At 40.0% G+C, this 19,572-nt stretch carries 18 protein-coding genes and 1 pseudogene; 13 read left to right on the top strand and 6 right to left on the bottom strand.

Translation table 11 applies throughout. From position 1 onward, the window contains the following. Positions 1 to 71 precede the first annotated feature (71 nt). Together Q0852_RS21480 and Q0852_RS21475 are read left to right on the top strand one after the other, a co-directional pair. Positions 72 to 470: pseudogene (locus Q0852_RS21480) on the top strand (ISAs1 family transposase); the annotation flags it as partial. 2 nt (positions 471 to 472) lie between these two features. Next, the gene (locus Q0852_RS21475; RefSeq protein WP_299021970.1) at positions 473 to 1,432 is read left to right on the top strand and encodes a hypothetical protein; all 960 of its coding nucleotides are present in this window, start codon (positions 473 to 475) and stop codon (positions 1,430 to 1,432) included. A gap of 150 nt (positions 1,433 to 1,582) precedes the next feature. Here the strand turns inward: Q0852_RS21475 and Q0852_RS21470 are convergent, their stop codons facing one another. The 5 genes from Q0852_RS21470 to Q0852_RS21450 form a co-directional block, all read right to left on the bottom strand. Further along, entirely contained in the window at positions 1,583 to 1,951 is a 369-nt protein-coding gene (locus Q0852_RS21470) for a hypothetical protein (RefSeq protein ID WP_299021968.1), read from the bottom strand. Then, complete coding sequence (locus Q0852_RS21465; RefSeq protein WP_299021967.1) at positions 1,948 to 3,099, bottom strand: LysM peptidoglycan-binding domain-containing protein; 1,152 nt, start codon at positions 3,097 to 3,099, stop codon at positions 1,948 to 1,950. Before Q0852_RS21465 ends, Q0852_RS21470 begins: the two co-directional genes overlap by 4 nt. 780 nt (positions 3,100 to 3,879) lie before the next feature. Beyond that, entirely contained in the window at positions 3,880 to 4,314 is a 435-nt protein-coding gene (locus tag Q0852_RS21460; RefSeq protein WP_064603685.1) for a MarR family winged helix-turn-helix transcriptional regulator, read from the bottom strand. Then, positions 4,311 to 4,931: a DJ-1/PfpI family protein gene (locus Q0852_RS21455; RefSeq protein ID WP_299021964.1), complete on the bottom strand. Its 621-nt coding sequence runs from the start codon at positions 4,929 to 4,931 to the stop codon at positions 4,311 to 4,313. The genes Q0852_RS21460 and Q0852_RS21455 overlap by 4 nt, the downstream gene beginning before the upstream one ends. A 221-nt stretch (positions 4,932 to 5,152) precedes the next feature. Next, the gene (locus Q0852_RS21450) at positions 5,153 to 6,034 is read right to left on the bottom strand and encodes a LysR family transcriptional regulator (RefSeq protein WP_064603691.1); all 882 of its coding nucleotides are present in this window, start codon (positions 6,032 to 6,034) and stop codon (positions 5,153 to 5,155) included. 109 nt (positions 6,035 to 6,143) lie between these two features. Here Q0852_RS21450 and Q0852_RS21445 point away from each other — a divergent pair, with 109 nt between their 5' ends. The 11 genes from Q0852_RS21445 to Q0852_RS21390 all read left to right on the top strand — a co-directional run bounded on the left by Q0852_RS21445 (position 6,144) and on the right by Q0852_RS21390 (position 19,203). Continuing rightward, positions 6,144 to 6,353 carry a DUF2798 domain-containing protein gene (locus tag Q0852_RS21445; RefSeq protein ID WP_084419057.1) on the top strand — a complete coding sequence of 70 codons (210 nt, stop codon included), beginning with the start codon at positions 6,144 to 6,146 and terminating at the stop codon, positions 6,351 to 6,353. A gap of 174 nt (positions 6,354 to 6,527) precedes the next feature. Then, complete coding sequence (locus tag Q0852_RS21440) at positions 6,528 to 6,884, top strand: MerR family transcriptional regulator (protein WP_299021957.1); 357 nt, start codon at positions 6,528 to 6,530, stop codon at positions 6,882 to 6,884. Positions 6,885 to 6,942: 58 nt separating this feature from the next. Further along, on the top strand, positions 6,943 to 7,323 hold the full coding sequence (locus tag Q0852_RS21435) for a carboxymuconolactone decarboxylase family protein (RefSeq protein WP_299021956.1): 381 nt from the start codon (positions 6,943 to 6,945) through the stop codon (positions 7,321 to 7,323). A 902-nt stretch (positions 7,324 to 8,225) separates the two neighbouring features. Next, complete coding sequence (locus Q0852_RS21430) at positions 8,226 to 8,912, top strand: hypothetical protein (RefSeq protein WP_299021953.1); 687 nt, start codon at positions 8,226 to 8,228, stop codon at positions 8,910 to 8,912. A 133-nt stretch (positions 8,913 to 9,045) separates the two neighbouring features. Further along, positions 9,046 to 9,645, top strand: a complete 600-nt coding sequence (locus Q0852_RS21420; RefSeq protein WP_299021952.1) for a hypothetical protein — start codon at positions 9,046 to 9,048, stop codon at positions 9,643 to 9,645. Positions 9,646 to 10,661: 1,016 nt separating this feature from the next. Further along, positions 10,662 to 11,048, top strand: coding sequence for a hypothetical protein (locus Q0852_RS21415; protein WP_299021951.1), 387 nt, complete (start codon positions 10,662 to 10,664; stop codon positions 11,046 to 11,048). A 3-nt stretch (positions 11,049 to 11,051) separates the two neighbouring features. Beyond that, positions 11,052 to 12,494 carry a DUF4041 domain-containing protein gene (locus tag Q0852_RS21410; RefSeq protein ID WP_299021948.1) on the top strand — a complete coding sequence of 481 codons (1,443 nt, stop codon included), beginning with the start codon at positions 11,052 to 11,054 and terminating at the stop codon, positions 12,492 to 12,494. A 296-nt stretch (positions 12,495 to 12,790) separates the two neighbouring features. Beyond that, positions 12,791 to 13,990 carry a phospholipase D family protein gene (locus Q0852_RS21405; protein ID WP_299021946.1) on the top strand — a complete coding sequence of 400 codons (1,200 nt, stop codon included), beginning with the start codon at positions 12,791 to 12,793 and terminating at the stop codon, positions 13,988 to 13,990. A gap of 407 nt (positions 13,991 to 14,397) precedes the next feature. Continuing rightward, positions 14,398 to 15,807, top strand: coding sequence for a DUF262 domain-containing protein (locus Q0852_RS21400; protein ID WP_299021943.1), 1,410 nt, complete (start codon positions 14,398 to 14,400; stop codon positions 15,805 to 15,807). After that, a complete protein-coding gene (locus tag Q0852_RS21395; protein ID WP_299021942.1) occupies positions 15,800 to 17,779 on the top strand; it encodes a DUF262 domain-containing protein in 1,980 nt (659 codons plus the stop codon). The genes Q0852_RS21400 and Q0852_RS21395 overlap by 8 nt, the downstream gene beginning before the upstream one ends. An 803-nt stretch (positions 17,780 to 18,582) precedes the next feature. After that, on the top strand, positions 18,583 to 19,203 hold the full coding sequence (locus Q0852_RS21390; protein WP_299021972.1) for a LysE family translocator: 621 nt from the start codon (positions 18,583 to 18,585) through the stop codon (positions 19,201 to 19,203). Between the two features lie 37 nt (positions 19,204 to 19,240). On the opposite strand, the gene Q0852_RS21385 is transcribed toward Q0852_RS21390, so the two are convergent. Beyond that, positions 19,241 to 19,570 (bottom strand): hypothetical protein, encoded by a 330-nt coding sequence (locus Q0852_RS21385; protein ID WP_299021940.1) that lies wholly within the window; start codon positions 19,568 to 19,570, stop codon positions 19,241 to 19,243. Positions 19,571 to 19,572 lie beyond the last annotated feature (2 nt).

Raw genomic sequence — 19,572 nt, 5'->3', positions numbered from 1 at the left:
ATGGGTGTTCACGTTAAACCAGAATAGGTGTTCACATTGAACCGGAATGAGTGTTCAGCATGGGCCGGAATACGCAACTTGGTGATATCGAGTTTGATTGGTCTGAACTAACGACAATGGGCATTGTTGCTTCCATCCGTCAAGAAGGCGATGAAGCTGCTGAATCAATGTCGATTCGCTACTACATTAGCTCCGCAAAGTTAACGGCGAAAGAGTTGCTAGAGTCGACACGAGCGCATTGGTCAATTGAGGTGCAGCTTCACTGGAAACTCGATGTTGGAATGAGTGAGGATGAGTGTCGTATACGTCGTGATGAAGCGGGTGAGAACTTTGCTGCTATCCGTCATATAGCGTTAAATTTGCTGAATGCAGATAAGACATTTAAAGCGGGTATAAAACGTAAACAAAAACGAGCAGGTAGAAATAATGTTTACCTGTCACAAGTCCTTACGGGGCAAGGGGCTTCGTAATCTTGCCCTGTATCTCAGATAATTCGGTAACACCTTTAGACGCGCTTGTTGTATTAACCTCGCTAGATGCAGATGTCGGATATCATATAAATAGAGATGTTCGCCCACCTTTAGGGATCTATAATACGTCCTTATCTAGAGTGCTAAATAAACTTGTAAAATGTTGTACAAAACTTGAGGAATACTTCAAACTATCAAACAATATTGATGGGTTAAGTGTAGGTGATGATCTTAAAGATGAGGTGCTCGATTATATAGAACTAGCGTTATATTCTGCTGCTGAGCATGTTGATGATATTGGGCTAATAGCAAGCGGCTTCTTCGAAGATACTAAAAAATACAAAAAGTCAAAACCGGCCAAAAAATTGAATGAAGAAGTTAAAGAATTAAAGTCTTTTATTTCAGCTAGTATTAATTCGATTAAGCATCAGCAATCAAGAATTAGAATGTATTCAGTGGATATCAGTCATAATCGTAAGTTACTGTGTCTGCATGGATATTTTATTGAAGGTGTTCACAATGGAACTGTTGGACCAAATAAAATATTCCATGGGAAAGATAATAAGATATTTTCGATAACCTCTTTAGTTTGGGAAATTATTTGCTTTATTCTTAATACATCAAGAAGTTTAAGCGTGTTCTTATCAACCGTATGTAACATTGAACTAAAAGAGCACAAACAAGTAGGTTGTGAGTCATTAAATAAAGCAATAATAGCAGCAGCAAGACTTCCATTATATAGTTTTGATGATTCTCATCCATTTTCTAAGACCCGTTTAGTAATTAATACGTCAGATGTTACCCTCCTGAACTCTAGTCTATATGGTTCTATTAGTTACAAATGGTCAAATTCTAATGATATGCAGTTTTTCCGTGACCGACTTGGCTTTGTTGGAGATGGTGTAACAAAATCGTTTGAATTTGCAAAGCCAATATCTTTAGGCTTACAACACTGGACGTAATTGCCTAACAAGGCAATCAAGGTGATGCTTTTTACTCGGCAGTTTTGGTATGGAGTTCAGTGTGCTTTGCTGGTTCGGTGGGGCACACCTTATTGCAGGCGTTATGTGCTCAGGCAAATAGCCTCCAAACAATGGAGGCTGTGTTTAAGATTAATTGTGACCAGTTGGAGAGCAATTAATGGTTTTGTTATGGACGTTAATATGACACTTTTGTTCATTCCATGGTGCTGCTGCGATAAATCTAACACCACTGCTGTCCACATTTACCCATCCTGCATATACGGTTGGTGTATCCCTTTCTAGATCGAGACCTGAGTCACCTAGTTTGCAATATCTCATTGTTTCGTTTGATTTGAACATTTTAACAGTAATACATGGATCGCTTTTTATCATGTATGCTGCAAATCTCTCCTTTTGAGTATCAAGAGAATAGTCAGTTGCATAAAAGCGATAATCCGTGTTTACATTTGCCATTGCTGATGATGAGATTAGTGCTATTGCACAAATGAGTCGCTTCATAGTAAATATTCCCAACGTTTTTTGAACCTGTTTGAATCAACACCCCTTTCTCGCCAATGATCGTTGATCATGACGTTATAAAAAGATGAGCTTGTGCCGATTAAACCATTTTTAATATCGTAAACTAAGGCAGGTATGAACCAAGCGCGGGTACTGCCTTTAGGATCGTCGCTGCCAGTGTTGTCTCCTCGGTAAGTTAAGTCAACCAACACATCCTTAATATTTACAGGGAGTTTTTCCCATATTATGACATGTTCCTTGTCGTAAGCAGCGCGGACATCTGCTTTAGTAACAAGTCTTTCAGTTTCTTGTTCGTACCAAGGGTAAATTTCCAAAAATAAAAAATGTTGCTGTTTGCGTGTAAGTACTAGCTCATCATTAGCAACCATAGTGTTTAATTGCTTGTAATGTTCGTAAGCTGTATGTTTGGTTTTTCCTGCACCATCCTGAAGCCATTTGAGTAAGTTGTCAGAAATTGGGTTGCAGTGCTTCGCAACATTTGCAAACAATTGTGTTATGTCGCTAGATGTCCGCTTTCCAATGTCTAAGCCACGCCCAAACGTGATACCAGACTCACCAATGACAACGCCATTATTGTGTGGAATATGCGGAATGCGTGTAAAGTATGGACTCGTATCAATATCATTACCTTCTGAGCTAAAGGTTAATTGTCCCTTTGGTACGTTTAACCATTTTTTATCCATTTCATCGTCACTAGTGTTTTCAACTTGTTTTTGCACTGAAGTTTGCTCAGGTGCGACAACAATGACATCACCAACATTGATTAGGTGCTCGCGGCTTTCATACTTTGGGTTTAACTGAACTATTTCAGAAAAAGTTAATCCATGAGTCTTTGCTATTTGTGATAGGGAATCCCCTGCAACAACAGTGTGTGACATAGGCGGTTGGGAGGTTTCCGTTTTTGGTGCATTATTTGTTAATGCTGCTTGTTGTTTATTGTAGTTTGCTAAGGCTTCATCATATGAGTTGCCGAAGCCACCTGGAGTTGGAGCGGCCCAATATGCGGATGTTCTGGGTGGAAAGGGGTAGGACTGTTCATTTGATTGTGACCTTGGGTTAGCTCTTGCTTTCATATCAGCTTCATAAGCCATCGAACCCACAGGGAATATGCTTTCTTTTGTTGCCATAATTTTTGGTTAATTCGGTGTCTGATACTAGTGAGATTTAGTCTATCATGTGACTACACTTGCAATCTCACCAAAGGAATAGTGAAAATGTAGGTTTTAGATTGTAAACAGTGGCTTATAACACGCACATAACAAAGGCATCAAGGTGACGCTTTACACTCGGCGGTTTTGGTATGGAGTTTGGTGCGCTTGGTAGGTTTATCGTAGCGCACCTTATGCTCGGCGTTAGCCCTATAAAATGGAGTTCAAAGAATGAAATCAGCATTAGTATGTCAGTTCCAGTCTCATTTGGGATTTTGTCCGGCTAAATGGGATTCTGGTTTTTGGTTTATCTGGTTGTTTATAAAGTGATTTTTTGAGTAATGGAGACTTGGGGTGAAATGAGTTGTCCAATTTTCCGCTTCAAACAACCAGAAAATGAGAGCCTTGAAGTTTGAACTACTTCACGCGACAAGGCTGAGAGGCAGGCTTTGTTTGTATGGTCTTAATGTGGCTACATTGGCCAGGTATGTAGAGGATGTCGGATACCGATTGGACAACAACTATATCTAGTGGGAGTGTGGTCGGCCGTGCTTCTTGGCACGATTTTGCCCCATTCCGCATTAGTGTGATTACTCAGTGGCAAATCGTGCCACTGAAATCACAGTACATTTTCTCATGATTGGCGGCTCAGTATCGGTGATTGAAAACTCCCAATAATGAGCGATGCGCAACAAAACTCGCCAGCCTAACTATTGCATAGTTATTCTTGAGCCGACCGTTGACTATAGCTCATACCGATTAAAGGCTTTTCATTGCGGTTGATAGTTCAGTTATGGCTTTGACCATTTCAGCTACTTTTTCTTTCCCAACCGTATCAATTAGTTGCTCCGCATATGCTGTATGAAATGGTCTGATTTTTGACAGAGCATTATGACCTTTAGGTGTTAGCCGAAGTAGCATAGCCTTTTGATGAGATGGGTTTGCTAATGTTTCTAACATACCTTCTTCGATAAGCTGTTTGCTGGTTCTCTGAACACTTTGACGTGTGATCCCCATTTGACGTGCGACTTCAGCTTGTGTGAGAGGGTTATTCACAAGAGCGCCCAACACTTGCCAGCGAGTTGCGGTGAGACCGGCCTGAGAAGCAATATTCTCGGCTATTGACAAAAACTGACCATTTAAAGAAAAAACCGTCAGCGCTAAGGTACTAAGATCTTGCTTTGGGTCACTCATTTGGAGGCTTTCTCCATTAGATCGTAAAATCCAGTTATATCCCGCTGCTCAAACAATTTTACCCAAGAATTTAGCGTATCTTTAGAATAGATCTCTAGCTTCTTAAATATTTCTGCTGCAAAAGCAATAGGTTCAATACCACTTGCTGTAATGAGATAGTCTGTCGAAACAACTGGCTTTTGAACATAGTTCTGGCTTCCTACATACCCCGTCATTTTCAGAAACTCTTTCGCGTTACTCGTATGCAGCACCTTATCAAGGAGACCTCTCCGAGCCAGTGCAGCGGTAGCACCGCATATAGCAGCTACGCAGATACGATTATCAATAAAGCACTTAGCAGCTTCTACAAAATCATCGATACCTCCTGTCGCAGCATTATCTGAGCCACAAAGAATAAGCATTTTACCTTCAGAGGTGCTCAGTTCCTGAAGTGTCAAATCTGGTATTACGGTTAATCCGCCTTTCGTTTTGATTGATTCCTTGGTTCGGCCTACAGTCTTTACCTCAAATCTCTCAGGGGTTATTTGAAATTCTGGTGAGTTTATATGAGCTAAAACATACCCATACTCCCAGTCAGAGATACCATCATATATAGCTAAGTAAACAACATCTTTCATAACGTACATCATCAATAATGACAACAGGCTTACATTGTGTCAGCGTGCTGTCGTTAATTCAAGGTAAGTGTCAGGAATTTTGAGATATTACATATGCTTGATTTCTCCCAATTCCTTTCATTTTGGGCTACGTGAAGTTCAAATTTGCAAATTTATTCCTTACTAACTTGGACGATATGACATATTGTTTATCGATGAATATTTGCTAAGTTTGATATGCTTTAAAAGATGGTATTGTTCTTCAAGTAATCTATGAGTCTTGAAGCCCTTGTACTAAGAAGTTGGCGCCTGTACCAGATGGCATAAACATCACGATTTTTGCCATGCCAATTAGGTAGAACTCTGATCAATTTGCCTGATTCAAGCTCATCTTTTACTTCTGTTAGAGGAATTAATGTTATGCCGAGGCCATTAACAGCAAACTGCTTAGCAACATTAAGATCATTGATCAACACACGACGAGAAACAGGTTTGTAACAGATATTCTCTGATAGGTGGGAGTTGTGATAAAGCTCCCATGTAGTTAAAGGTTCAACAACAATAACTTTCACCTTTTCAAGATCTTTTGGCTCTTCAAGTTTATCTACAGATTGTAGATAGACAGGACTTGCCACAAGTACCGTTTTGATGGTTCCAATTTTAAGTTGTGTTAAATTGGAATCTTCCTGCTTTCCAACACGAATAGCCATATCAGCATTTGACGAATAAAAACTGGTAAGCGCATTACTTAATTCCAGCTCTAATTCAATTTTAGGATTTTCTTTCAGATAGTTAGATAGGGGTTCATGTATACAGCTTGCAACCAAATTGGTGGGTGCTAACAGTTTGATATGACCTTTATCACCAGAAACATCGTCTCTCAGCTCATTTGCTATGGAGTCGAGAGAGTTAACATGAAAACGGGCGTTCTCGTATAGCTTTCTGCCTTCTCTGGTCATTTCAAAAGTGTGGCTATTTCTGCTCAATAGCTTACAACTAAATTCATCTTCTAGGTTTCTGATTCGTCTGCCTATTGTAGATGATGGGATATTAAGTTGTTTACTTGCTGATTTGAAACTTCCCGCTTCTATAACCGCGACAAACAGTGAGATATTGTCATGCATACTAAAGAACCATATTTGGGTTTTAAAGGCTCATTTTGAACCATAGAAATCATTTATGCTTATCACTATAGTTTTTTGTAAACAGTCAAGCAACTTAAGAGGCTAGCATATGAAACATCGTATTTTGTTTACCGTAATCATGTCTTTCTTTTTATCGTCACTAATGACTTTATGGGTTACGTACATAAATTTAGGGAGTACATCAGAGTTTTTAAATTTATGGGGGCATGCTTTTTTATTGGCGTGGCCAGCAGCAGGAGTAATCTCTTTCTTTATTTCACCTCTGGCACAGACGATAACCAAGAAAGTGCTTCAATAATGATATACCACTTCTTCAAGGGCTTGCTTGCCCCTTGATGATTTCGTCCCAGAACCTTTCATGACGCAACGTTTCACGTTAGGTCTTAAAGTGCATATCAGTTCAAAATAGATAAACGCTGGATTCTTTTGTCTGTAGAATGAAAGTGAGTCAAGTCTTGCTAGGTTATAGACAATGAATATAAAAAGGTTTTCTGAATTAGTCGGAGTGTCGGCGTATACACTCCGCTATTACGAAAAAGTCGGGCTACTCAGAAATATTAAACGTGACGCCAGTGGTCATAGGTTCTATACACAGAGTGATATTGAATGGGTCAGGTTTATTGTTCGCCTAAAAGATACAGGAATGGAGCTAGAGGGAATTAAGCAATATGCCGATTTACGAGAGGTAGGTGATGGTACTTTGCAACAAAGGAAACAACTTCTGGAGCAGCACCGTACTAAATTGAAATCCGACATCGAATTTCAACTAGCGCACCTTAAAGCTCTTGATGGCAAAATTGCTTTCTACGAAGAAAAAATTTCTTCTTGACTTAGAGTTAGCTCTAACTAGTAGCCTGCTGCTATTAAACCATACAGAGGGCTAGGAAATGAGCAATATAAGATACGAAATTGGTTTCGAGCAACTGAGTAAGATTGATGGGGAAGCTGGACATAAGGTAGTTGATAGTCTTAAAGACGTTTGCCCAGATCTGGCAAAATACACGATTGAATATCCATTTGGTGATATCTACAGTCGAAATGGATTAGATTTGAAATCCAGAGAAATCGCAACGGTTGCCGCATTAACCGCTTTGGGAAATTGCCAGCCACAGCTAAAAGTTCATCTTCACGCCGCTCTTAATGTTGGCTGTACCGAAGAGGAAATAAAAGAGGTGGTTCTTCAGATGTCAGTTTATGCAGGTTTTCCCGTGGCATTAAACGGTATGTTCGTTGTCAAGGAGGTATTGGCTGAACGCTTAGCTGATTAAGGCAGGGCCATATTGAAGAGAAACGAACTAAGATTTCGGAATGCTATATTTTTGCTCATGACATGTTACATAGAAGCCATGAGCAAAACTTCCCATAAGTTAGTATTAGTACTCATAACACTTGCAGAGAATCTATAGCGCTAGCTATAGCAGATGCTAGCCCTTCGGGGTTTTCCCATGCCATTGAATGTCCAGCATGAGGAACCACTTCAACTTTAACCCCATTACAAGGCAATTTTTCAAAATCACTGTCAGGTAGGGAGTCACTCCCAAAAAGGTAAGTTTTTGGAACATCGAGTGAATATAAAATCTCTCGCCAACTTGGATTACTTCCATATGATTTTCTGATCTAATCAGGGTGAAAGCCCCGATTGTTGGGGCTTTCACTTGAATTCACCCTGTGCTTAACAGTTAGTTTTTTGTTACTTAACTAACGTTCTAAGTCTTTTTTGCCCCTTTCGTTGTTAGTGCTTTGATTCATTCACAGGCTGTTCTTCTGAATTTGCCTTAGAATTTCTTATCAGCTTCATTCAAGTGAAGTTCAACAGGTTATTAACGCACAAACCAAGACAACTGTGTGGGTATACAGTTATAACTAAATCACTCTGATTTTCACCTATCCTTGCGGTATTAACGAGACAAGAATTGCATGCTTTCCACAGTGCATAAGCATATATCTAATTGAAAATATTAACTTTATCATTTTTAATGAGCGTATATGAGGTCTCGTTATACGCGTATACTCGCTTTTACCGAACGTAAAACCGCACATAGATATTAATGTAGGGCTTAAGTGCTTGATAGTCTTACTGAAGTAGCTAAAATGCAATCAAGATGGCGGGCGTGTTATCGAGCATGCTGCTTAATGTGCTGTTAAATGCGCATCAAGTTTAGAGATAAAAATGAAGTTCAAAGTAAGTAAAGATGATTGTATAGCAGAGGCTAAGCGTTTTTTTAAATACTACTATCGCTTTTGTAAATCTCCTGATAGTGATGATTTAAGAGAGTTGCTAGCTTCTGCATACAGTGCAAATGATAAGCTAAGAAAAGCTGGGATGGGTGATTTTTTTGACAGTGAGGAATTTTTGTCGATAAAGGCAATCCGAAACTTTTTCATCCATCAGGCTGAACTGTTGAATGAAACGAAGTCATTACCAGTAATATCAGATGTTCCAATCTCGGGTGAAACCAATATCGTTTGTTTAATTCCGGTTGAGCGCTTTAAGTTAATAAAAGAAGCTTCAAATAAGACAGCGAATGAGTCACTTGACAAAACAATGGTGTTCTATCGTGATTTTGTAGATATTTACCCATGTATATTTAATTTTGGTGTTAAGTTTTACTTTTTCATTAAAGACTTAGGATTTAATTTGGATACAGAAGAAGTACTGAATTTAGAAAACTCACTTGAGTTTGAGAGAAAAAATGGATATTCGCACTACATAAAAGGAAGAATCAGTTTGCCGTTAGGCGGTTGTGTTGATGAGTTTCTTTCGAAAAACCTGATTAGCATGGATGAGCGAAAGTTAATGATGGAAGCACTTTACGAAGAAAAAAACGGTATGTACACCTTCAAAATGGGTATTTAACAAACTGCTCAAGAGGGATTCGCAACGCGTGGCATTTTTACTATGCGTTGAATTTAGTGATTAATGTGATGCGCGGCAACATCGGTATTGCGTTGCTCACCCCTTAGCAGGGCGTTAGGTTTAAGGAGCTCAAGTGTCTGACCTTTGTAGTTTAATCCTCAAAAAGTTTACTCTCTTAGACAGAGAGTGTGAGGCTGAACTAAAGAATGTAATATCGAATTTGCATGCAGAAGTTAAGTATGATGGTGGTCGGATTTGTATCCCCGATTTAAAGAATGCAGGCAACCTGCTATCAAAAGTCATATCGGATAAGTCCAAACTTTTTTTAAAAGAGTTTGAACGTATTATGAGTACTCAAGAAACGAGGCTGTCACAGGATGACTTTTTCAAGCTTCAAACTTATATCGGTAAGACCTTTAGTGAAGAGCGTTACATACGTCGATACGAGATACTAATTAAGGGTATCGAGATGAAGGTTGCTCGTTATGGTCTGAAGTTCGATAGTGGAAAATATCGTGTAGATTTGTATGCCACGCTGTATGAGGTAAGTGTAAAAAACTCTTTGGCTGTTGCTGTTTCATCACTAAATACAGAGTTAGAGTTGTATTTTGGCTCAAAAAACACCTTGAATTCTGTGAATGAAGTATTTGATATAAAGCCAAATGTTATGGGTATTGGCATCAATTTTAACGCACTAATTTCAAAAATTTTTCCGGCAAATAAAAGGCGTTGAGTTCGAAAATTAAACCTAGCAAACTGTTCAAGAGGGATTCGCAACGCGTGGCATTTTCAGCATGCGTTGATTTTGGTGGTTAAGGTGGTGTGCGGAAACATCACATTGCGTTGCTCCCCCTTAACAGGGCTACATGGACTTCCCCGGTTGTCAACAACAGCGTCAGGTAATGCAAGGTTTGGGACTGCCGCTCTACATTCGGTCTATTTACTGGCTTTGTTGCCATGACCCTGATGACACTACGCGGTTGCGGTTCCTCATTCGTTAGAAGGCATCTAAAGTGCCCGCCGCATTATTAGGTTTTCCCGCAAAAGGTCTGAACCTTACATCAAAACGGTTTAGTTCAATATCCGATGGTATTTGCAAATGATGTGCATTAGAACTCGGAAGTGAATAATGACTGTAGAAAAGCCCTACAAGTATTACCTTTACCGGGTGTATTTGTATTGATTATGCAAATACTTCAATAGAGACAGTTAACGCATGGCATTTTCAGTTCAAATTAGCATTTGTGGTTACGGCTGTTATGTTTGAGATTAGAGGTTTGCGTTGTCTGCTCCTTAAGCGGGCGTCACATTTTTGTTTAAAGCCAATTGATGAAGGAAAGTTAATGTTTATTCACTCAAACTCGATCTGACATTTGTGACAATAGGGCTTAACCAATTCGTCCAGTAACCTATTAATAAGCGCTAAGTTACTTTTGCCCTTTCGTTTTAGTTAAAACTATCAATAAAATCTTGTAAGTGACACAGCAGTTGAAGTTTTCGAATTTGACACCATTATCTCTCGTTTCTCGTTTCTCGTTTCTCGTTTCTCGTTTCTCGTTTCTCGTTTCTCGCTTCATTGTAGTCACGCCGAATGTATCCAACATATGTATGGCCTAACTAGGTGCTACCGATTGATAGTATGGAGTTTTTTTGTTTTCTATGTATCACGAACGCATGACGCAAAGCACTTGAAGCCCTCCGATAGATATTCAGTTCCAAACAGAACCTTATTTATTCCACTGGTTTGATATGAATAACAATCGTGCCAGTTTCACTATGTTACCATCGTCAGCTAAATGTCAGCTTTTACAGGAGGACGCATTGGCAAGACGAGGAAGCGGCTTAAGGACGGCTATAAAGGTTGTAAAGGCGATAGATAAAGCCAACAAGCAAGCCGCTCGTGAAGCTCAACGTAGAGAGAAAGCTCGGCAACGTGCAGAAGCTCAAGCTCTTAGGGAGCATGAAAAAACTGTGCGTGAAGCTCAGAGAGAACTTCAAAGGAAGATTCGAGCACAAAAATCAGCAGCAAAGCAAGCATTTAAGGATGCCATGGCTAGTGCAACCGAAGAGTATCAGGATCGCTGTGAGGAACGAGCTGCACTTAGGAAGCAATTTATACAAGAGGTTTTAAAATAATCAATGGATAATAATATACTGATGCTGGCAGGGTTATCTCTAGTCGCTATTTTATTGACCTATGTATTGACAAAACGAGCAGCGGATAAAAAAGCAGGTCAATACAAATCACTCGATGAAGCATTAACTAAAACCCAAAAAGAGCTTGAATCATTAGAGCAAACCAACGAGTCGGTTAAGCAATCTACAGAGAGTGCGAGAAAAGAGCTTGAGGCAATCAACACAGAAACTGCCGAACTACAGGCTTTAAAAGGGCAAGATGATTCCCTTAAGCTTAGTATTCAAGAGCAGCAAGCTCATTTTGAGACTATCCAGAACACTTTAAGTGAACTTAATGCCAAGATTGAAAAAGGCGAACTCGACCTTAATGAGCTAATGGGCGATATAGACTTGTATTCACGACTCGATGAATACACTGCTCATGGTCATTTTGAAATTCCGCAATACCTTTATGAAACATCTAGCCGCTATGCTGAAGAGATAAAAGATATCAGACAACAGCAGAAAGATATGATTAAAGACAAGACTGCTATCATATTCCCAGAAACAACAGTCATCTCTAATGATAAGTCTTTCAATAAGAAGATCCTGAATGGTCAAGTTAAGTTAATGCTCACCGCATTTAATATTGAATGTGACATGCTTATCGGCAAGGTTTCTCCAAGCTCGTTTGGTCGAACGCTAGAGAGGATTGAAAAGCTAGCGAACAATCTAGAGAAATCAGCAGCGACTCTTGAATGCGGCTTTGACCTTGATTACATCGAACTTAAGTTTGAAGAATGTAAACTTCAGTATCAATTCACGCTAAAGAAACAAGAAGAAATTGCGGAGCAGAAACTTATCAAAGAGCAGATCCGTGAAGAACAACGAGCGATTAAAGAGTTTCAAAAAGCGATTGCTGATGCTGAGAAAGAAGAAAAGATGTATCGAAATCTTCTTGATAAAGCACAGCAAGAGCTTGCAAAAGCCACTGAACAAGAGCGCAGTGACATGGAGCAAAGAATTGCGATTCTTGAGCAGCAGCTTGCTGAAGCGGAAGCCAAAGAAGAACGAGCTAAGAGCATGGCAGAACAAACGCGTAAAGGTCATGTGTACGTGATCAGCAATATTGGCTCCTTTGGTGAAGATGTTTATAAGATAGGCTTAACTCGCAGACTAGAGCCAATGGACAGGGTGAAAGAGCTTGGTGATGCCAGCGTACCATTCCCGTTTGACGTTCACGCTATGATTTATACTGACGATGCTCCTTCCCTAGAAACGGCACTACACCGCGAGTTCCATGCTCACCGTGTCAATGCTGTAAACCTTCGTAAAGAGTTCTTTAGTGTTGATTTAGATGAAATTAAACAAGCTGTTGAGAAGATTGCAGGCGTAGAGGCAGAATTCAAGATGACGGCATTAGCCGAAGATTATTATGAAAGCTTAAGATTAAATGAAGCAGCTTAACTCAAATCACTACATATTAGTTTTGAACGAACTTCCGTATGTTCGCTTTATGAGATGCTGAAAAATCCAATATATTCTCATTTTAATTAGTCTGAATTCAATCTGTCAGTTTCGTTTCTCAATGTGAATAGAACTGACAGATTGCCCTATATTGATTCCGCCCTATTCCATCTTAGTTAATTGTATTAGAAACAAGAGGTGGCCTTATAGCGATATACACTTTCTCATCACAGACTGTCACCAAACGTATGGCCTTACCAAATAGGTTAAATAACTTCGATTTTTCAGGAGTAACAATGCAAGTTTTAGTTATCACCAAAGAGATTGCAGCTGAGTTCAAAAGGTGCTGCAGTGAATATTCAACGCTTGATTTTGCAGTCGCATGGATAGGTAACCCTGAATACGGAGTCCCATTTGATGGGTTAGGGGAGCTACAAACTATCAATGCAACGGTTGGTATCGCTTTTAATCAAACTCACCCTGATGGGCTGAAGGAATTATTAGACTTGAAGGCGACTGTTAAAGTTATGGGGAATAACCCTAATAGTACTTTTCACCCTAAGGTTTTTTTATTTCGCAGAGGGCATAAAGCGTGTCTTATTATTGGTAGTAGCAATTTAACCCATAGCGGTTTTACTCGTAATACTGAAGCGTGTGTATCATGTGAAACTCATAATATTGATCAAGATGTCCAATTTCAGAAAATACTAAAACAGCTAGAAGAATGGCATAATGATAGGAATGCTTTCTATCCTGATTTTGATTGGTTAGAACAATATCGAAAAAGCTACTTAGAAACTCTAAGCAAGCAGCGTCAAACGGGATTGCAATCACCTCAAGACAAAGATAACCCTGAAGGCGTCTCAGAATGGTTAAGTGATGCTAGCTGGAGTGAATATTATCAAAGAATAGCAACAATACTTGCTGAATGTCCCGACTTGGATGAAGGCTACCGGCACGTATTGGATTCTGCTAAGCATTCATTGTCTCTCCCTTGGGGCAAAAACTATCTGGATGAGGTTGAAACTAGAAAGCTAATTGGCGGAAGAAAGCCATTTGCCCACTTGGGAAACACCACAGCAAGCGGTAATTTTGCAGGTTTACTCAAAAGTGGAACAAAAGCGCAACACGATATTATTTTAACGGCTGTAAATAATTGCGCATTTCTTAGGATGAATAGTGATGCCGACTGGGTAACCCTTAGAAATGAGCTTAGTTCTTTGTTTGACCTAGGTTTTAAGATGAGTTGTTGGGGGCGTTTACTTTGTATTTCTCGGCCTGACTTATATTCAACTATGTCATCAAAGGCTTTAAAGCGGAACTTGTCTAAGGCTGTTGGACAGCCTATGAATAAGTTTGATGAAGTGGATGGTTACATAAATTTTTTGAAGTTCATTTATTCGTCAAATTGGTTTAATTCGGAAGAGCCAGTTGATAAACAAGAGAAATATATTTGGGAGAATAGAGTTGCTTTACTGGATGTGATTTTTCATTGATACATTTTGAAATGTTGGTAGTACGCTGTCAGTTAAGCAAATATTTACTAGAGCGATACTGTCACCAAATGATTTGTACCAGTCAATATTGGACATCAAGTTCAGTAGCTTTGCCATACTTTTAATAATTCAAGCTTTGCTAAATTAGTAATTGCGTTAAAATGGAACTGCCCTAAAACGTGTTTGGGTGATACGTAACTGTTATGACATAATGTCTTTAAAATTAGTACGATGTGATGTGATGTGATGCCCTAGTAATCGAAGGCGTTGTTTTGCATCAACCAAGTCGTTTTGTTTCACATCTTGGCCAGCGCAAAACCGTCTAATCAAATAAAACATGGTGTAAGAGCTGTTTAAAGTTCGTACAAGTTTACCGTTTTAAAAAATAAACAGGCTAAAAGGCAGTAATGGACAAACTTGATAAGCAAATCACCTCAGTAAAAGCACTGCTTGCATTACCTAACCTGACAATCCCTGCATACCAGCGCCCTTATAAATGGACTCAAACCAATCTTACCGATTTGTTAAGTGACTTGCGGGTATACCGGGATAAATCGGCATATCGGTTAGGGGCGGTGGTATTTCATCGCCATAGCGATAACGAGGTAGAGCAACTTGATATTGTCGATGGCCAGCAACGTACTCTAACACTGGTACTCTTGGTAAAAGCGCTCATTGAAGAGCGTCTGGACAAGCTAAAACGACAAGATGTCAAACAAGACCTAATCGATCTCGAGGGTTCCGTTACTGAGTTCTTGAAGTGTCAGCATTTTAGTAGTGATATTTCCTACCGTAATTTGCATCAAAACTATATGGCGGCCAAACGTGCGGTATCACGCAGTGACTTTACCGAAGCCGATATTGAATTTTTGCTTAAACGCTGTGAAGTAGTGACTTTTGTTCTTGATGATGTTTCGGAGGCGTTTCAGTTTTTTGATTCGCAAAATGCCCGTGGGCGTGATTTAGACCCTCATGATTTACTGAAAGCCTTTCATCTGCGCGAATTTCCTCAGTCAGAGAATCACCTTAAAGCACAATCTGTAAGCCACTGGGAAAGCCTTGAAAGCAAAAAGCTTGCGGGGTTGTTTGCCAATTATCTGTTTCGTATCCGAAACTGGGCACAAGGAAAATCTGCTCAACATTTTAGCAAAGCGCAGGTCGGGCTGTTCAAAGGGGTAAACCTCGAAAAAGTCGGCCTGTACCCATATGTCGAGCCATTGAGGATTTCACATCATTTTGTGGATGACTATAACGGTCAATATCATCGCCATATTGATCATCAGCACATGACCTTTCCCTTTCATCTTGATCAGATGGTGATTAATGGTCGACGTTTCTTTGAAATGACCACCTACTACCAGCAGAAGATTGAAGGGATTGTGAATGCCGAATACGATGAGAATAATCCTAAGCCTATTCGGATTTTGAACCATGAACTTGATGATGCTGCCTGCAATATTCTACGCGTGTTAAACAGTTATCCCTCCCGTACCCGCACGGGTGATGGTTATATCCGTACCATGTTTGATTGCGCAGTGATCTTCTACCTCGATAAATTTGGTGCGCATAATCTATCTCAAGCGATTGAGAAGCTGTTTGTATGGGCGTACAGCTGCCGTTTAAAAATGCAGGTGGTACAGCTGGCGACGATGGATAACCATGTGTTAGGCCACAATGTCTTTGAACGAATAAAGCAAGCGGTACAACCCAGCGATGTACTCAACTGGTCACTAGAAACGATTAAAGCGGCAGACTGTAAAGGCACCAAGTTAGCTGAGATAACGACGTTGTTTCAGGAGATGAAGTTTTATGAATAAAGTCATACCGAGTTTTACGGTAAAAAACCTTCTGGTTGATGCAAGCTGTTACTTGGTGCCTATGTATCAACGTAATTATGCTTGGGGCGAAGCGGAGATAAATCAGCTCATACAAGATGTATTGGATTATCAGCAGAAAAACCACAACATAACTTCAAAGCAAACTTACTACATTGGTAACCTCGTGGTTTATGAGCGCAAAGATGGTAGTTTTGAGGTTATTGATGGGCAGCAACGTTTTACAACATTGACTCTGCTTGCTATCTGCCTGAGACGCATGGCTTTAAAAGATAACCACACTATCGATATGGCTTGGTATCAAGAGCCCAACCTGGACTTTGAGAGTCGAAAAAAATCGACAAACACCTTTAAAAGTTTGGTGCAGGGGATAGAGATCAAACAACTTAAATCCGAGGATTATAACCTTGATGTCATCAAAGGGTATGAACTGATTGAGAAAGGGCTGACTGCTTTAGGGGACAGGCTCAGTGATTTTTGCGATTACTTATTTGAGCATGTTCAGATTGTGCGGGTTTCAGTCCCTCAGGATACCGATTTAAACCACTATTTTGAGGTGATGAACAATCGCGGAGAGCAGCTTGAAAAGCACGAAGTGGTAAAAGCAAGGTTGATGTCGGTCTTAAATGACATTGAAGATAAAACCACCCGCGAGCAGAGCATCCAACTGTTAACTAAGGTATGGGATGCAACAGCGAATATGGAGCGCTATGTTCAATATGGTTTTACGCCAGATGAACGACACCAAATCTTTGGTAAGGATGATTGGGGGCAGTTTACGCCATCGAATTTTGCTGAACTCGTAGAAACTATTCAAATTGAGGCTAAGGAAGGGGAGGCATCAAGCAGTGCAACACCTCGTTCACTACAAGATATCCTAGAAAATCCACCGCAATCAGCAGTTGTTGAAGAGACCACGTTAACCCCAGAGCGATTTAATAGTGTCATCAACTTTTCAAACTTTTTGCTGCATGTTTTAAGGATTTCAATACAGCAGGATGTTCCTTTAGATGATAAACGACTGCTTGAGCAGTTCGAAAAACATATCATCAAAGCCGATCAAGCGATTGCAGCAGTACAGGCGTTTGTTTTTGCTTTACTAAAATGTAAGTACCTGTTTGACCAGTTCATTATTAAGCGTGAATTTACGCAAGGCGAAGATAAGTGGAGCTTAAAGCGGCTGCATTACTACAACTCAAAAAGCCAGAGCTACATCAATACGTTTGATAAAGAGCGCGAAGATGGCTTTGAAGGGGATAACCGCCGTATCTTGATGCTACTGGGGGCATTGCACGTATCAACACCAACCCTTGTTTATAAACATTGGTTAAATGGCGCACTGTACTGCTTGTACAATATGGAAGAGATTCGTCCTCACGCTTACCTGAAGAAACTTGAGCACTTGGCACGACAATTTGTGTTTGGGCGTTTCTTAAGCCCAGACGGTGCAGAGTATTACGACCTTATTTACAAAGGGGCTACATTCGCACCTCTTGCAATTGATAAGCCAGAAGTTTTACAGCTTCTGCAGTACGGTAAAATTGAGAATAATCTTGTTTTCAACTACTTAGATTACCTGCTGTGGTGTGAGGGAATGAGTAGCAATAATACTGAGGACGTAGTTAAGCAGTTTGAGTTTTCATTTAGGAGTTCGGTGGAGCATTTCTATCCGCAACACCCGCTTGATGGCCACCAACAGCTTGAGTCACAACACCTACACCTATTTGGAAACCTTTGCTTAATTAGCCACAGTAAAAACTCCAAGCTAAGCAATGTACAGCCTGCGGCAAAACGGGATCACTTCAAGGCGGCTATTGCCAATAAGAATATTGATAGCTTAAAGCTTTATGAAATGATTAAGCTGTTAAACAGCGCCGCAGATTGGGATATACCTCAGATTGAGCAGCACGGGGAGGAAATGCTTAAGTTACTGGAAAAAGACTCAAAACAGTAAGAGTCACTTAAAACAGCTTCAGCCCCACTAGTTGGTGTGGCACTTGTATGTGCTACACCATCCATCTAATGCTTTTTAGTTTAATGAGGGGGTTACTTACTCTTGGGTGATTATATCCAAAGGTGTCAGCGCGCTTTCAGCTAACGTGAATATGCCCCTTTGTGAGGTAGCTTGGCTTTCAACCGATATATTCCGTTACTGGCTTTCGATGACTTCTGCGGTGGGTTATGGCTAAAAGGCCTGCTCATTTACTTCCAGTTTCTTTCAAAATCGAAATTTAAACCAAAAGCTATTATCTACATTATTGTGCAAGCCAGTACTGAATCGTGGTTTGATGCTATATCTTTGATACGAAAACAGATTGACATAATGAAAAAAAAAGGTAGCTTTTAACACATGAATAAAAAGCCTAACTTTCACCGAATTATTATCATCATTTCTTTTGAAGTGGTGGGATAGTTAGCGCTGCTATTTTTACAAACCCGCCTAAGAGGCGGTTTTTTTTGTTACTTCACCTCTTAGGCTAAAAGTGAGAACAAGAGGTAAGTATGACAATTTTTCAAGATCAACACTCGGTATTGGTAAACATTTCTTTTGCCATACATATCCCCCAATGCAGCCATCTTCATTGCGTTAACAGTTAAAGGGATGTTTTGCCGCTATCAAATTATGCTCGAGAAAAAATAGAGCGTAGATTTCACTCCTACTGCTATTAATAGCGTTGAGTACGCCCCGTAATCTACCTAACACCATAGCCCAAAAAATAAATGTATAAACATGATTTTTATTAGGATATTAAGATGATAAATCTGGCATTACTTAGTGTTTTTGTACCTACTTTCTTTTTTGTCTCGGTTACTCCTGGTATGTGTATGACCTTAGCGCTCAGTTTAGGTATGAGTATCGGTTATAGACGTACATTATGGATGATGTTGGGTGAAGTTATAGGTGTCGCGATAGTAGCTATTGCGGCCGTACTGGGCATCTCGGCGCTGATGTTAAATTCCCCTTGGTTGTTTATCGCTTTAAAAATCCTTGGAGCTGGTTATTTGTTTTATCTTGGGGTGCAGTTGTGGCTATCACGAGGTAAGTTAGCTTTGAATCAAGATCAGACAGAAACCAAAGTCGGCGGCAACTGGGAACTGACAATGCAGGGATTTGTTACAGCAATAGCGAATCCCAAAGGCTGGGCTTTCATGGTCTCATTGCTACCTCCATTTATAGAAGGTGACAAGCCAGTGTTTCCTCAACTATTTGTTTTGGTTGGGATCATAATGATATCAGAGTTTGTTAGCATGACTATGTATGCCACTGGTGGAAAAGGGGTGAAACGTCTGCTAAAGCAAACCAAAAATGTACGTTTGATGAATAGGGTCTCGGGTACTTTAATGATGGGAGTTAGCGTTTGGCTGCTCTTTAGCTGATCAAGTTTTGAATAGTCTTATATGTACTAATTCAGACCTAATTTGGACATTCTCCACACTTCACTTTGGGTTTTGCACAGACTCCGTTCTTCCATTCGTTATCACACGCTAATGAGTAGCCATTACGACCTGTTCCGTTTTCCCATCTTGTTGCATAGATATCAGATCTTCCTTTAAACAGGTCTGCGAAAATTGCGATTTTTTGTTCTGGAGTCATTGAAGGCGGGCCTGATAGCAGGTTTTGCTGTTTTAACAACTCTTGTTTACGAGCTAATAGCTTCTGCTTTTCAGTATCAAGTTGCCGTAGACGAATGTCGATCGCCTCAAGTTCTGATGTTAAATGGTCTCGATTAGTAATATCAGGCAATT

The organism is uncultured Photobacterium sp. (assembly GCF_947502415.1).
Lineage (GTDB): Bacteria > Pseudomonadota > Gammaproteobacteria > Enterobacterales > Vibrionaceae > Photobacterium.
Note: the sequence above shows the minus strand (reverse complement) of the source record. Positions and strands in the feature narration are given on the sequence as shown.

Excerpts from the sequence above, each read along its gene's own strand:
- Q0852_RS21470 (WP_299021968.1), bottom strand. The coding sequence starts at position 1,951 with ATGAAGCGACTCATTTGTGCAATAGCACTAATCTCATCATCAGCAATG.
- Q0852_RS21465 (WP_299021967.1), bottom strand. The coding sequence starts at position 3,099 with ATGGCAACAAAAGAAAGCATATTCCCTGTGGGTTCGATGGCTTATGAA.
- Q0852_RS21460 (WP_064603685.1), bottom strand. The coding sequence starts at position 4,314 with ATGAGTGACCCAAAGCAAGATCTTAGTACCTTAGCGCTGACGGTTTTT.
- Q0852_RS21455 (WP_299021964.1), bottom strand. The coding sequence starts at position 4,931 with ATGAAAGATGTTGTTTACTTAGCTATATATGATGGTATCTCTGACTGG.
- Q0852_RS21450 (WP_064603691.1), bottom strand. The coding sequence starts at position 6,034 with ATGCATGACAATATCTCACTGTTTGTCGCGGTTATAGAAGCGGGAAGT.
- Q0852_RS21445 (WP_084419057.1), top strand. The coding sequence starts at position 6,144 with ATGAAACATCGTATTTTGTTTACCGTAATCATGTCTTTCTTTTTATCG.
- Q0852_RS21440 (WP_299021957.1), top strand. The coding sequence starts at position 6,528 with ATGAATATAAAAAGGTTTTCTGAATTAGTCGGAGTGTCGGCGTATACA.
- Q0852_RS21435 (WP_299021956.1), top strand. The coding sequence starts at position 6,943 with ATGAGCAATATAAGATACGAAATTGGTTTCGAGCAACTGAGTAAGATT.
- Q0852_RS21430 (WP_299021953.1), top strand. The coding sequence starts at position 8,226 with ATGAAGTTCAAAGTAAGTAAAGATGATTGTATAGCAGAGGCTAAGCGT.
- Q0852_RS21415 (WP_299021951.1), top strand. The coding sequence starts at position 10,662 with ATGAATAACAATCGTGCCAGTTTCACTATGTTACCATCGTCAGCTAAA.
- Q0852_RS21410 (WP_299021948.1), top strand. The coding sequence starts at position 11,052 with ATGGATAATAATATACTGATGCTGGCAGGGTTATCTCTAGTCGCTATT.
- Q0852_RS21405 (WP_299021946.1), top strand. The coding sequence starts at position 12,791 with ATGCAAGTTTTAGTTATCACCAAAGAGATTGCAGCTGAGTTCAAAAGG.
- Q0852_RS21400 (WP_299021943.1), top strand. The coding sequence starts at position 14,398 with ATGGACAAACTTGATAAGCAAATCACCTCAGTAAAAGCACTGCTTGCA.
- Q0852_RS21395 (WP_299021942.1), top strand. The coding sequence starts at position 15,800 with ATGAATAAAGTCATACCGAGTTTTACGGTAAAAAACCTTCTGGTTGAT.